This is a genomic window from Phenylobacterium sp. (genome assembly GCF_016793225.1).
Taxonomy (GTDB): Bacteria; Pseudomonadota; Alphaproteobacteria; order Caulobacterales; family Caulobacteraceae; genus Phenylobacterium.
The window spans coordinates 1-13,304 of sequence record NZ_JAEUMN010000093.1 but is presented as its reverse complement, the minus strand read 5'-3'; the positions used below and the strand labels follow the sequence as shown (position 1 = coordinate 13,304).

Here is a 13,304-nt window from a genome sequence, read left to right as displayed (position 1 = left end):
CCCCGGGCGGTCGTCCCGGTCGTCGTAGAGCGGGTCCACGCCCGCCGCCGTCAGCGCCTTGTAGGCCCGCTCGCAGACCTCGTCGCAGGCGCTGTCGCCGGCGCGCAGGTTGAGCACCGCCGCCCCGAAGGGCGCCACGCTATCGGGCCAGATGATCCCGGCCTGGTCGTGGCTCGCCTCGATGATGGCGCCGGCCAGGCGCGAGACGCCCACGCCGTACGACCCCATCTGGACGTTGACCTCCTTGCCGTCCGGCCCGGCCACCTTCGCGCCCATGGGCTTCGAATACTTCTCGCCGAAGTAGAAGATGTGGCCTACCTCGATGCCGCGGGCGGTCATCCGCTTGTCCTCGGGCAGAGCCTCGTAGCGGGCGGGCTCGTGCATCTCGTCCGACGCCGCGTACAGGCTGGTGCGCTGGTCGACCATCGGCTGCAGGTCGCCGTCCCAGTCGATGTCCGGGCCGGGCGCGCCCATTTCCACCAGGTCGCGGTGCGCGAAGACCTGGCTCTCCCCCGTCTCGGCCAGGATGATGAACTCGTGGCTGAGGTCGCCCCCGATGGGCCCGGTGTCGGCGCGCACCGGGATCGCCTTCAGGCCCAGGCGCGCATAGACGTTGAGGTAGGCCAGGAACATCCGGTTGTAGGCCCGCCGCGCGCCCGCCTCGTCGAGGTCGAAGGAGTAGGCGTCCTTCATCAGGAACTCGCGGCCGCGCATGACGCCGAAGCGGGGTCGGCGCTCGTCCCGGAACTTCCACTGGATGTTGTAAAGATTCAGCGGCAAGTCCTTGTACGACTTGACATAGCTGCGGAAGATGTCGGTCACGACCTCCTCGGCCGTGGGCCCGAACAGCAGCTCGCGCTGGCTCCGGTCGAAGATGCGCAGCATCTCGTCCCCGTAGTCGTCGAACCGGCCGCTCTCCTTCCACAGGTCCGCCAGCTGGATCGTCGGCATCAGGATCTCGACGGCGCCGGCGCGGTCCATCTCCTCGCGGACCACCTGCTCGATCTTCTTCAGAACCTTAAGTCCCAGCGGCAGCCAGGCGTAGATGCCCGCGGCCTCCTGCCGGATCATGCCGGCGCGGAGCATGAGCTGGTGCGACACGATCTGCGCGTCGGCAGGCGCCTCGCGAAGCGTGGGCATGAAGTACCGCGAAAGACGCATGGGATTCCTGGGACTGTCCGACGAAGGCGCCCTGATACCCTTGCCGCCGGAACCTTGGCAACGATGTGGCGGGGAAGTGGTTGCCTCAGGCGACCTGCGGCAGCGGCGGCAGCTTCACCAGTCCAAGCTGCACCACGGCGAACAGGATCACCCAGAGCACCGCCGACACCCAGGTCGTGGTGAGGAACTTCCGCTTCAGCTTGGGATCGACCGGGGCGCCGGGATCCCCGCCGTCCCCCCTGTCGATGCCGGCTTCCGCGTGGCTGACCACGCCCAGCGGAAGGACGGCGAACAGCACCGTCCACCAGAGGACGAGATAGATGCCGATCCAGGTGATCGGGTTCATCTCAGTGGGCGTCCTTCGGGGTTTCCATGAGCTCGACGAGGACGCCGCCCATGTTCTTCGGGTGCACGAAGATCACCGGCGTGCCGTGCGCGCCGATGCGGGGATTGCCGCCGTTGAGGACCGTCGCGCCCTTGGCCGCCATGTCGTCGCGGGCGGCGATGATGTCCTCCACCTCGAAGCAGATGTGGTGTTGCCCGCCGGCCGGGTTCTTCTCGAGGAAGCCCTTCAGGGGCGAGGCGTCGCCGTGCGGCTCGATCAGCTCGATCTGGCTGTTCGGCAGGTCCACGAAACAGACCCAGACGCCCTGCTCGGGCATGGCGAACTTCTCGCCGATCTTCGTGGCGCCCAGGACGTCGCGGTAGAGCGCGACCGACTGCTCGATGGAGGGCGTAGCGACGCCCACGTGGTTCAGTTTCCCGATCATGCCGCCCCTATACGCCGTCGGCGCGATCCGCGCGAGATCACGTCGCGGAAGCAGGCAGCGGCGCCGGGGCGATGCCGCCCAGGCCGTCCGACGCGAAGACGGCGCCCGCCTGCAGGAGCGCCTGGATGCGGGCCGGCTCGATCCCCCAGTCCCGCAGCACCTCCACCGTGTGTTCGCCGATGTCGGGCGTCGGACGACGGCCAAGGACCGGCGTCCGCGCGAAGTCGGCGTAGCCGCGCACGGTGATCATCGGCCCCAGCCGGGCATGCTCCCACGCGTCCAGGAAGCCGTTCTCGAGCAGCCAAGGGTCCTGCAGCGCCTCGGCGCTGCGCAGGACCGGCGCGGCGGGCACGCCTGCGGCCAGGAGGCTCTGCAGCAGCGGGCCCCGTTCACGCCCGGCCAGGGCGGCCTCAAGCCGTTCGGCCACCTCGCCGTCCCGCGGCGCCAGCAGCGGCGCCGGGCCGAGATCGACGTCCAGCGCCTGGCCCAGCGCATGCGCCTCGGCGTCGGTGTCGCAGGCGATCCCGATCCATCCGTCCGCGCAGGCGTAGTACCGATGCGTCGCGCGCACGCCGAGGCAGTCCTCCCCGCCGAGGTCGTTCGGCGGCCGGCCGTCGTAGGTCACCATCTCGCCGAGCTGGAACAGCAGGCTCTGCGCCAGCAGGCTGGTCTTGATCTCCTGCCCGACGCCCGTCCGCCCGCGCGCATGCAGCGCCGCGACCACGGACGACGTCACGACGGACGCCGTGGCCACGTCGTTCATCGGGATGGTGAGGAGAATGGGATCGCCCTCCCCGCCCTGCGCCGCCTGCATCCCGCCTTCGGCCTGCAGCAGGGGATCGAAGCCGGGCAGCGCCGCGCGCTGGCCCTGGTCGCCGTACGCGTTGATCGAGCACGAGATGATCCGCGGATTCACCGCCCGCAGGGCCTCGTAGTCGATCCCCAGCTTCGCGCGAACGCCCAGCCGGTAGTTGTCGATCACCACGTCGGCGGTCCGGGCCATCTCCAGGAAGAGCTCGCGCGCGCCTGGCGCCCGCAGGTTCAGCCCGAGCGCCCGGCTCCCGCGGTTGTACATCAGGAACCCCGGACCGTCGGATCGGAAGGGGTCCGCCTCGGGGGGCTCGACCTTGATCACGTCGGCGCCCAGGTCGCTCAGCAGCGCGCCCGCGAAGGCCCCCGCGATGACGGTGCCCAGGTTCAGCACCTTCACCCCGGCGAGCGGCGCCGCTGTCGGGGCGGCGGCCGGCGGCGACGCCGGCTTCGCGGGCCACTGCGGCGGCGCCTCGACCGCTTCGGGCAGGCCGCGGATCGACGCCGGCGTCTCGGACAGCCGCGCCGGCGGGGCCGGCATCGCCACCGCGCCGTGCCGCGCGTGCGGGAACGTCAGGCGCATCCCGGCCTCTGCGACGGTCTCGCTCGCGAACCAGGTCTCGCGGCGCCGGACCGGACCGCAGGGCACGTCGTTCGCGCGCAGGGCCTCCAGCCACTCGTCGCGGGTGCGGGTCAGGAAGATGCCTTCCAGCAGGTCGCGCGCCGCCAGCATGTCCATCTCGAGCGCATCGAAGGCGTCTTCCAGGCCCAGGACCTCGAAGGCCTTGCGGTAGAAGTTGGTGAACAGCGTGCCCAGGAAGAACCACTCGCCGTCGGCGCACTGGTAGAGGCGATACCGCGGGTTGGCGCCCGGCGGCGTGCCGCGCGGCAGCGGCGGCTGCAGTAGCGCCCGCGCGGCGCCGGACGCTTCGGCGGCGCCGTGCAGGCCGCTCACCGTCACCGCCTGGCCGCGACCGCTGCGGGTCCGCTCCAGCAGCGCGGCGCCGATCGCCGCCGAGCCCATGACGCCCTGCGCGTACCAGAGGACGGGGATGATCAGGTGGATGGGGACGTCCGCGTTGGCGCCCTGCCGGAACGCCGCCCCGGTGAGGCCGCCCAGGAGGCTGTGGTGCGCGGGCAGCCCGCTCCACGCCCCCGAGGTCCCGTAGGGCGGCATCCAGGCGTGCACGAGGGCGGGATGCGCTGCGGTCAGCGTGGCGGCGTCGAGGCCCAGCGCCTCCAGGCGGCCGGGCGCATGGTCGAACAGCGCGACGTCGGCGCCGGCGATCAGGGCCTTGGCCTGCGCCAGGCCAGCGGGCGTCTCCAGGTCCAGAGTCGCGACCTGCTTGTTTCGATTGAAGGCGAGGTAGCCCGGATGGTCCCGCCAGCGGTCGCCGCCCGGAGGCTCCACCTTCACCACCTCGGCCTCGAAGTCGCCGAGCAGCATCGCGGCCATCGGGCCGGCGACGCCCTGGCTGAAGTCGGCGATCCGCACGCCCTTGTAGGCGGACATGTCCGCAATCCTCCCGGCGCGTGTGATCCGCGCTCATGGCGCGCATCAAACCGGGTGTTCGAAAGGCCCGCAAGGGAGTGCTAGCGTCGTCCGGGCGACGGAGTCGAGACATGCGGACGGCGAGGCTTGGATCCCTGGGCGAGGTGAGCCGCCTGACCCTGGGCGGCGGCGGCATCGGGCAGATCTGGGGCGAGGTCACCCGGGACGAGGCGGTGGCGACCCTCAAGGCCGCACTCGACGCCGGCATCGACCTGATCGATGCGGCGCCGATGTACCGCAACGCCCAGGTCTTCATCGGCGAGACCTTCGGCGGTTCGCCGCCGGCCCACCTGCGCTTCACGACCAAGTGCCAGCTCGGCACGCCGGCCCCGGGTGAGACCGCTGCGATCCTCGAGGAATCCCTCGCGAGCAGCCTCGCCGAGATGCGGCTCGAGCGCGTGGACGTCTTCTTCCTGCACTCCAACATCCACGCCGAGGGGTTCGCCTACGCGTTCGGGGACTCGGCCAAGGACCGGTTTTCCACGGCCTGGTCGGTCTACGTGCACGAGGTCGGGCCGACGATGCAGCGGCTGAAGGCTCAGGGTCGGATCGCCGCCTGGGGCATCACCGGCATCGGCGTGCCCACAGCCGTGATCGAAGCCATCGGCCAGCCGGAACGCCCGGACGTCGTGCAGGTGATCGCGAACCTCATGGACAGCCCGGGCGCGCTGAAGCGGTACGCCGAGCCCGCCCGGCCCCGCGCGGTCGCCGCCGCCGCCAGGGCCGCCGGCTGCGGCGTCATGGGCATCCGCGCCGTCCAGGCCGGCGCGCTGACCTCGGCCGTGGACCGCGAACTGTCGCCGAACAACCCGGACCGGCTGGACTACGAGCGCGCGCAGCCCTTCCGCGCCCTCTGCGCCCGCTGGGGGCAGGATCCGGCCTACGTGGCCCACCGATACGCGCTGAGCCTGCCCGACTTCGACACCATCGTCCTCGGCGTGAAGACGCGGGCCGAGCTGGCCATGTGCGTGCAGGCCGAGGCCGACGGCGCGTACTCCGCCGCCGAGATGGCCGAGATCGACGGGCTGGGCCTGGCGCCCCGGTAGGTCGACCTCTCCGTCCGTTGCGGCGAAGGCCGGGACCGGCGCGGCAGGCGCTAAACCCTCAGCAGGATCGTCTCGACCACGGGACGACGGCCCCAGATGCGCTGGCTCGCCTTCTTCACCGCGCGGCTGATGGCGGTCTCGACGCTGTCGTCGTACTCGCGCTCCTCGCCTTTGAGCCGCTTGATGGCGCCCTCGGCCTCCTGCACGAGTTCCTCCAGGACTTCGGCCAGGTCCTCGTCGTCCACCGTCGGCAGCCCCACGGCGCGGATCTGCGGCGCAGCCGCCAGCCGATTGCGGCCGTCCAGCACCACGGCGACCGCGACGACTCCGTTGAACGACGCATGCCGCCGTTCGCGCAGCGCCTCGCCGTTCTCGGGCGTGAGCACGCCGGCGTCCACGTAGAGACGGCCCGACGGCACCTCGTCGATCACTTCCGCGCGGCCCGGCGCCAAGCGGACCATGTCGCCGTTGCGCGGCGTCACCTGCTGGGGGATCTGCAGGTCCGCGGCGAAGGCCGCGTGCTCCATCAGATGGCGGCGCTCGCCGTGCGTCGGCACCGCGATCTGCGGTCTCGCCCAGCGGTACATCTCGGCCAGCTCGTCGCGACAGGGGTGGCCTGAGACGTGGATGCCCGGGTGGTCGCGCTCGGTGTAGAGCCGCACCCCGCGCTCGGTGAGCTTGTTCTGCAGGTTGCGGATCGGGATCTCGTTCCCCGGGATCACCCGGCTGGAGAACACGCAGGCGTCCCCCGCCCCCAGGCGCACGTGGGGATGGGTCCCGTCGGCGATGCGCGCCAGGGCCGCGCGGGGTTCCCCCTGGCTGCCGGTGCACAGGTAGAGCACGCCGTCGTCAGGGAAGTGCTTGGCCTCGGCATCTTCGAGGAACGGCTTCAGGCCCTCCATCAGGCCCACCGACCTGGCGGCCGCCGCCATGCGATGCATCGAGCGCCCGACCAGGCACACCCGCCGCCCGTTCGCCTCCGCGGCGCGGGCCACCGAGTCCATCCGCGCCACATTGGATGCGAAACAGGCGACCGCCACCCTGCCCTTCAGCGAGCCGATCAGGGGGATGAGCGTCTCGCGGACGTCGGCTTCGGACCCGGCGTGGCCGTCGACGAAGACGTTGGTGGAATCGCACACCATCGCCAGCACGCCCTCGTCGCCGAGCCGGCGGATCGCGTCCGCATCGGTGACGCCGCCCAGCAGGGGATCGGGGTCGATCTTCCAGTCCCCTGTGTGGAGCACGGTGCCCAGCGGCGTCTTGATCGCCAGGCCATTCGGCTCGGGGATCGAGTGCGTGAGCGTGATCAGCTCCAGCCGGAACGGCCCCAGCTCGATCGTCCCGCCCAGCGGCACCTCGGTGATGGCGGCCTCCTCCAGGAGGTCGGCCTCGCGCAGCTTCTCGCGGAGGATGAAGGCCGTGAAGGGCGTGGCGTAGATGGGCGCCTTCAGCCGCGGCCACAGCCAGGCCACCGCCCCGATGTGATCCTCGTGGGCGTGCGTCAGGACGATCCCGAGGATGCGGTCGGCGTACTCCTCGATGAACTGGGGATCCGGCAGGATCACCTCGACGCCTGGCGTCGTCTGATCCCCGAAGGTGACGCCCAGGTCGACCACGATCCACCGCCGGTCTTGCGGCGGGCCGAAGCCGTAGAGGTTGAAGTTCATCCCGATCTCGTTCGAGCCGCCCAGCGGCAGGAAAACGAGTTCGTCGTCGCGTTTAGCCATCAGTCGGCTTTCTTGTTCCGCCGCCAGATCTCCAGCATGCCACGGATGGTGAGGTCGGGGTCGAAGTGGTCGATGCTGGTCGTCGCGCCGTGGAACAGCGAGGCGACACCGCCGGTGGCGACCACGGTCAGCGGCCGCCCGTGCTCGGCCTTGATGCGGGCGATCAGGCCTTCGATCAGGGCGATGTAGCCCCAGAACACGCCGGACTGCATGGCGCCCACGGTATCGGTCCCGACCACCCTCTGCGGCTTCTGGATCGCGACCCGGGGAAGTTTGGCCGCCGCCGTATGCAACGCTTCCATGGACAGGTTGATCCCCGGGGCGATCACGCCCCCCTCGAAGCCCCCGTCGGCCGCGACGATGTCGAAGGTGGTCGCGGTGCCGGAGTCGATGACGATCAGGTTGCCGGGGTAGACCACGTGCGCCCCGATCGCGTTGACGAGGCGGTCGGCGCCCGCCTCCGAAGGCTTCTCGATCCGCACCGGGATGCCCAGGTCGACGTTTTCGCCGATCACGATCGGCTCCACGTGCAGGTAGCGCCGGGCGAGGTTGCGGAGGTTGAAGATCGACTGGGGCACGACGGACGAGATGATGCAGCCGTCGAAGCGGTTGAGGTCGAGCCCCGCCATGCCCAGCAGCTGGGAAAGCCAGACGGCGTACTCATCCGCCGTCCGCGTGGAATCCGTGCCGGCCCGCCACTGCGCCATCCAGCGCTCGCCGTCATGCACGGCGAAAAGCGTGTTGGTGTTGCCCTGTTCGATCGCGAGCAGCATGTGATCACGCCCCTCCAAAGAAGACGTCGCCGGCCGTTATGCGCTCCAGGCCGCCATCGTCCAGCCTGAGCCTGAGCGCGCCGTCCGGATCGAGACCCTCCGCCACGCCGGCCACGGTGCGGTTGGGAAGCCGCGCCTCGCAACGCTCGCCGATCCCCGTGGCGCGCTGGGACCAGCCCGCGGCGATCGCCGGGAAGCCTTGGACCGACCAGGCGCCCCGCCAGCGCTCGAAGGCGCCGGCCAGGACCTCCAGCGCCTCTCGCGGCCGGGGCGGCGGCCCGGACATGTGGTCGGCGAAGCTGGCGGCGGGCCGCTCCACGTCGCTGGGCGCGTGCGCCAGGTTCACGCCGACGCCGACCGCGAGCCACAGCCGCCCGTCCGGACGGCTGCCGCTCTCCACCAGGATGCCCACCGCCTTGCGGCCATGGATCATGACGTCGTTCGGCCACTTGAGACGCGCGACGCCGGGCCCCAGGCAGGCGTCGGCGAGATCGCAGGCCGCGAGCGCCGCCACGAACGACAGCTGCGCGGCCTCTGCGGCCGGACGGTCGGTCGTGGTCAGCAGGGTGGCCGCGAGGTTGCCGCGCTGCGTCGACCACGCGCGGCCACGCCGGCCGCGTCCAGCCGTCTGCACCTCGGCGGTGATCCAGACCGGGCCGGCCTCCCCCGCGTCCGCGCGGCGGCGGGCCTCGGCGTTGGTGGAGTCCAGTTCGTCGTACGCCTCTATCGGCGGGTGGACGGACAAGCGCCCTAGACCAGCCCGAGCGCCTGGGCGGCCGTGGCCGCGGCGTCGTTCAGCCAGTAGAGGGCCACGATCACGACCGGGAAGGCGAAGGCCGCCGAGGCCAGCGCGATCGCGTTGGCTTCCGCCGGCGGCTTGTCGGTCGCGCCCTGGCTGCCGTCGAACCACATGACCTTGATCAGGCGCAGGTAGTAGAACGCGGCCACGACAGAGCCCACGAGGCCGGCCACGGCGACGCCCCAGAGGCCGGCGTCGAGCGCGGCCTTGAAGACGAAGATCTTGGCGAAGAAGCCGGAGAACGGCGGCAGGCCCAGAGCCGACAACGAGAAGATCGTCATGGCGAAGCCGATCGCCGGACGCTCCTTGATGAGGCCCGCCATGTCCTCGATCGTCTCCATTGCCCGGCCCTGGCGTGACAGCGCCGCGAGGCAGGCGAAGAAGCCGGTGACGTCGATCATGTAGAGGACCATGAACACCAGCATGGCCTGCACGCCCTCGGACGTGCCCGAGGCCAGGCCCAGCAGGGCGTAGCCGATGTTGGCGATCGACGAATAGGCCCACAGGCGCTTCAGGTTCTTCTGCACCAGGCCCGCGAAGGCGCCCACGGCCACCGAGATGAGCGAGATCGCCACCAGGACCTGCTGCCACTGGTCCACGGCGCCGGCGAAGCCGTCGGCCAGGACGCGGGCGAACAGGATCATCGCGGCCAGCTTGGGCGCGGCGGCGAAGAACGCCACGACCGGCGTCGGCGCGCCCTCGTAGACGTCCGGGGTCCACATGTGGAACGGCGCCGCCGAGACCTTGAACGCCAGTCCGCAGATCAGGAAGACGAGGCCGAACAGCAGGCCGGTGTTGGCCTCCGAGCCCGCCGCCACCGCGATCTCGCTGAACAGCGTCGACCCGGCGAACCCGTAGATGAGGCTGGCGCCGTAGAGCAGCAGGCCGGACGAGAGCGCGCCCAGCACGAAGTACTTCAGCCCCGCCTCGGACGCCTTGGCGTTGTCGCGGTGCATCGCGGCCATGATGTAGAGCGCCAGCGAGTGCAGCTCGACGCCAACGTAGAGCGAGATCAGGTCGCCCGCCGAGGCCATCATGCCCATGCCCAGGGCGGCCAGCAGGATCAGCACCGGGAGTTCGAAAGTGCGCATGCCGCGCCGCTCGAACCACGGCTGGGCGAGCGGGATGGCGATGGCCGACGCCAGGTAGATGGCCACCTTGGCGAAGGTCGCCGCGGCGTCGGAGATCAGCCCGCCGCCGAACGCCGTGCCGAACGGCTGGGTCGCCGCGGCCACGGCCGCCGCCACCAGCACGACCACGCTGGCCCCGCCGATGAGCGTCGTCTGCTTCTGCGCGAACGCGCCGATCACCAGGAGCGCCAGCGCGCCCACGGCGAGGATGATTTCGGGAACGGCCAGCGCCAGGTTTGCCGAGAGCATCTACGGAACCCCTACCCGCCGATCGCCGCCTGATAGACCCGCACGAGCTGGTCCACCGACGCGCCCGTCAGGTCGAATACGATGTTGGGCTGCACGCCCATGTAGAGGGTCGCCACGATCAGCGGCGTGAAGATCGCGACCTCCCGCCAGTCCAGGTCGGTGATCGTCTCGAGCTTCGGGTTGGTGATCGTGCCGAAGACCACGCGGCGATAGAGCGTGAGCATGTAGACGGCCGACAGGATCACCCCGGTCGCCGCCAGGATCGCGGTCCAGGTGCTCACCTGGTACGTCCCGGTCATCGACAGGATCTCGCCCACGAACCCGCTCGTGCCCGGCAGCCCCACGTTGCCCATGGTGAAGAGCATGAAGACGGCGGCGTACCACGGCATCCGGTTCACCAGCCCGCCGTAGAAGGCGATCTCGCGGGTGTGCATGCGGTCGTAGATCACGCCGACGCAGAGGAAGAGCGCCCCGGAGATCACCCCGTGGCTCAGCATCTGGTAGATCGCCCCCTGCTCGCCCGTGGCGTTGCCCGAGAAGATGCCCATGGTCACCAGCCCCATGTGGGCCACCGACGAGTAGGCGATCAGCTTCTTCACGTCAGTCTGCCGGAAGGCCACCAGCGAGGTGTAGATCACCGCGATGACGGAGAGCGCGAACACGAGCGGCGTGAACAGGTCGGACGCGTTCGGGAACATGGGCAGGCTGAAGCGCAGGAAGCCGTAGCCCCCCATCTTCAGGAGGATGCCCGCCAGGATCACCGACCCGGCCGTCGGGGCCTCCACGTGCGCGTCGGGAAGCCAGGTGTGCACCGGCCACATGGGCATCTTGACCGCGAACGACGCGAAGAACGCGAGCCACAGCCAGGTCTGCGCCTCAGGCGAGAACTGGTAGGTCATCAGTTCGGGGATCGAGGCGGTGCCGGTCGTGCCGATCATCCACAGGATGGCCGCCAGCATCAGGACCGAGCCCAGCAGCGTGTAGAGGAAGAACTTGAAGGCCGCGTACACCCGGCGCGCCCCGCCCCAGATGCCGATGATCAGGAACATCGGCACCAGGCCGAACTCGAAGAAGACGTAGAACACCACGATGTCGAGGGCGCAGAACACGCCCGTGACCAGCACCTCCAGCAGGAGGAAAGCGGCCATGTACTCGTGGACGCGGTTCTCGATCGAGCGCCACGACGCCACGATGCAGATCGGCATCAGGAAGGTGTTCAGGAGCACGAACAGCACCGAGATGCCGTCGATGCCCATCCGGTAGTGCAGTCCGGCGAACCACGGGACGTCCTCGACGAACTGGAAGCCCGGGTTGTTCGGGTCGAACTGGAACGTCAGCAGCAGCGCGACCGCGAAGGTGGCCAGCGTCGAGGCGAGCGCGATCCACTTCGAGGTCTCGACCGCCTTGGCGTCGTCGGCGCGCGCGAAGAGGCGCAGCGCCAGGATGCCGAAGACGCCGACCAGCGGCAGGAAGGTGACCAGGGAGAGAATGGGCATGTCCGTCATCCCCCTCAGGCGTTCCAGGCCACGAGGGCGTAGGTCAGGAGCCCGGCGACGCCGAGCAGCATCACGAAGGCGTAGTGATAGACGTAGCCGCTCTGGAGCTTGCCCGCGCCCTTGCCCACCTGGACCGAGAGCGCCGAGACCCCGTCAGGCCCCAGTCCGTCGATGATCTTCTGGTCCCCGCCCTTCCAGAACAGGTCGCCCAGCAGCTTGGCCCCCCGCACGAAGACCGCGTCGTAGACCTCGTCGAAGAACCACTTGTTGTAGAGGAACTTGTAGGTGACGCCGCCGTTGGCCGCGAGCCGCGCCCCCAGGCCTTCGCGCCAGAGGTACATGTAGGCCGCGACGAGCAGGCCCAGGATGGAGGCCACCAGCGGGGCCAGGATCACCCAGGCCGGCGCGTGGTGCGCCTCGGCCGGCGCCTCGGCGTGCTCGGGCGCCGGACCCGCGGCCTTGGCGGCCGGCGCGGCGGCTTCGGCGTGGGCCGCGGGCGCGGCCTGTGCGCCGGCGGCCTCCGGCCCATGGCCCGTCACGGGCGCGTTGTAGATGGCGCCCTTCCAGAACTCGGCCTTCTCGTCGCCGATGAACTGATGGTGGAAGGCGAAGCCGGCCGCGATCGCGCCGACCGACAGCACGATCAGCGGGATGCGCATGGTCCACGGGCTCTCGTGCGGCAGGTGCGCGCCGTGGCCGTGGCCATGCCCGTGGTCCGCGTGCGCGGCGTGGGCCGGCTCAGGCTCGAAGTGCGTCTCGATCTGAGCGTGGGTGGCGTGGTCGTCCGCGTGGCCGGCATGGTCGTGGTCGCGGTTGTGCCAGTGGTGCTCGAGATCCTCGGAGGTCCAGCGCGCGTGGCCGTTGAAGGTGAAGAACGCCACCCGCCACGAGTAGAACGCGGTCAGGCCCGCCACGAAGATGCCGATCACGAAGGCGAAGTAGCCCATGGGCGTTCCGGCGCCGCCGGCCTCCCACGCCGCGTGGATGATCGCGTCCTTCGAGTAGAAGCCCGCGAAGCCCAGGTCGACGAACGGGATCCCCAGGCCGGTGATCGCGATCGTCCCGATCAGCATCACCGACCCAGTGATCGGCAGGAACTTGAAGAGCGCCCCGTAGCGCCGCATGTCCTGCTCGTGCGCCATGCCGTGGATCACCGAGCCGGCGCCCAGGAACAGCAGCGCCTTGAAGAAGGCGTGGGTGAACAGGTGGAACATCGCCGCCTGGTAGGCCCCCACGCCCGCGGCGAAGAACATGTAGCCGAGCTGCGAGCAGGTCGAATACGCGATCACCCGCTTGATGTCGTTCTGGGTCAGGCCGACGGTCGCGGCGAAGAGCGCGGTGACCGCGCCGATCGCCGTCACGATGGTCTTCGCGACCGGGGCGTACTCGAACATCGGCGACAGCAGGCAGACCATGTAGACGCCGGCGGTCACCATCGTGGCCGCGTGGATCAGGGCGGACACCGGCGTCGGGCCCTCCATGGCGTCGGGCAGCCAGGTGTGCAGGAAGAACTGAGCCGACTTGCCCATGGCGCCCACGAACAGGAGCGCGCAGGCCAAGTCGACCAGGCTGAAATGCCAGGACCCGAAGTCCCAGCCGCGGCCCACGCTGCCGGCGATCTGCGGGAACACCTGAGCGAACTCGATCGAGCCGTAGGCCCAGAACACCGTCATGATGCCCAGGGCGAACCCGAAGTCGCCCACGCGGTTGACCACGAACGCCTTGATGGAGGCGGCGTTGGCGGTGTCCTTGTGGAACCAGAAGCCGATCAGCAGGTAGCTGGCCAGGCCC

11 protein-coding genes are annotated in these 13,304 nt (G+C 70.2%); 1 reads left to right on the top strand and 10 read right to left on the bottom strand.

Features of this window, described 5'->3' with window-relative positions; translation table 11 throughout:
- The 4 genes from proS to JNK30_RS11260 all read right to left on the bottom strand — a co-directional run.
- The coding region (gene proS, locus JNK30_RS11275; protein ID WP_293482335.1) for a proline--tRNA ligase at nucleotides 1–1,161 on the bottom strand (1,161 nt) is incomplete at its 3' end.
- An 85-nt stretch (nucleotides 1,162–1,246) separates the two neighbouring features.
- The gene (locus tag JNK30_RS11270; protein WP_293482334.1) at nucleotides 1,247–1,507 is read right to left on the bottom strand and encodes a DUF1467 family protein; all 261 of its coding nucleotides are present in this window, start codon (nucleotides 1,505–1,507) and stop codon (nucleotides 1,247–1,249) included.
- Between the two features lies 1 nt (nucleotide 1,508).
- Nucleotides 1,509–1,931: a methylmalonyl-CoA epimerase gene (gene mce / locus JNK30_RS11265; protein ID WP_293482333.1), complete on the bottom strand. Its 423-nt coding sequence runs from the start codon at nucleotides 1,929–1,931 to the stop codon at nucleotides 1,509–1,511.
- Nucleotides 1,932–1,968: 37 nt separating this feature from the next.
- Nucleotides 1,969–4,254 carry a CoA transferase gene (locus JNK30_RS11260; protein ID WP_293482332.1) on the bottom strand — a complete coding sequence of 762 codons (2,286 nt, stop codon included), beginning with the start codon at nucleotides 4,252–4,254 and terminating at the stop codon, nucleotides 1,969–1,971.
- Between the two features lie 110 nt (nucleotides 4,255–4,364).
- Between JNK30_RS11260 and JNK30_RS11255 the strand changes: the two genes are divergently transcribed.
- Nucleotides 4,365–5,339 (top strand): aldo/keto reductase, encoded by a 975-nt coding sequence (locus JNK30_RS11255; protein WP_293482331.1) that lies wholly within the window; start codon nucleotides 4,365–4,367, stop codon nucleotides 5,337–5,339.
- Between the two features lie 50 nt (nucleotides 5,340–5,389).
- On the opposite strand, the gene JNK30_RS11250 is transcribed toward JNK30_RS11255, so the two are convergent.
- The 6 genes from JNK30_RS11250 to nuoL all read right to left on the bottom strand — a co-directional run.
- Nucleotides 5,390–7,069 carry a ribonuclease J gene (locus JNK30_RS11250; protein ID WP_293482336.1) on the bottom strand — a complete coding sequence of 560 codons (1,680 nt, stop codon included), beginning with the start codon at nucleotides 7,067–7,069 and terminating at the stop codon, nucleotides 5,390–5,392.
- Complete coding sequence (locus tag JNK30_RS11245) at nucleotides 7,066–7,839, bottom strand: type III pantothenate kinase (protein WP_293482330.1); 774 nt, start codon at nucleotides 7,837–7,839, stop codon at nucleotides 7,066–7,068. Before JNK30_RS11245 ends, JNK30_RS11250 begins: the two co-directional genes overlap by 4 nt.
- Before the next feature lie 4 nt (nucleotides 7,840–7,843).
- Nucleotides 7,844–8,584 carry a biotin--[acetyl-CoA-carboxylase] ligase gene (locus JNK30_RS11240; protein WP_293482329.1) on the bottom strand — a complete coding sequence of 247 codons (741 nt, stop codon included), beginning with the start codon at nucleotides 8,582–8,584 and terminating at the stop codon, nucleotides 7,844–7,846.
- A gap of 5 nt (nucleotides 8,585–8,589) precedes the next feature.
- Nucleotides 8,590–10,017, bottom strand: coding sequence for an NADH-quinone oxidoreductase subunit NuoN (gene nuoN / locus JNK30_RS11235; protein ID WP_293482328.1), 1,428 nt, complete (start codon nucleotides 10,015–10,017; stop codon nucleotides 8,590–8,592).
- A gap of 11 nt (nucleotides 10,018–10,028) precedes the next feature.
- Nucleotides 10,029–11,522: an NADH-quinone oxidoreductase subunit M gene (locus JNK30_RS11230; protein ID WP_293482327.1), complete on the bottom strand. Its 1,494-nt coding sequence runs from the start codon at nucleotides 11,520–11,522 to the stop codon at nucleotides 10,029–10,031.
- 5 nt (nucleotides 11,523–11,527) lie between these two features.
- Nucleotides 11,528–13,304: NADH-quinone oxidoreductase subunit L (gene nuoL, locus JNK30_RS11225; RefSeq protein WP_293482326.1), on the bottom strand; the 1,777-nt coding region annotated here is incomplete at its 5' end.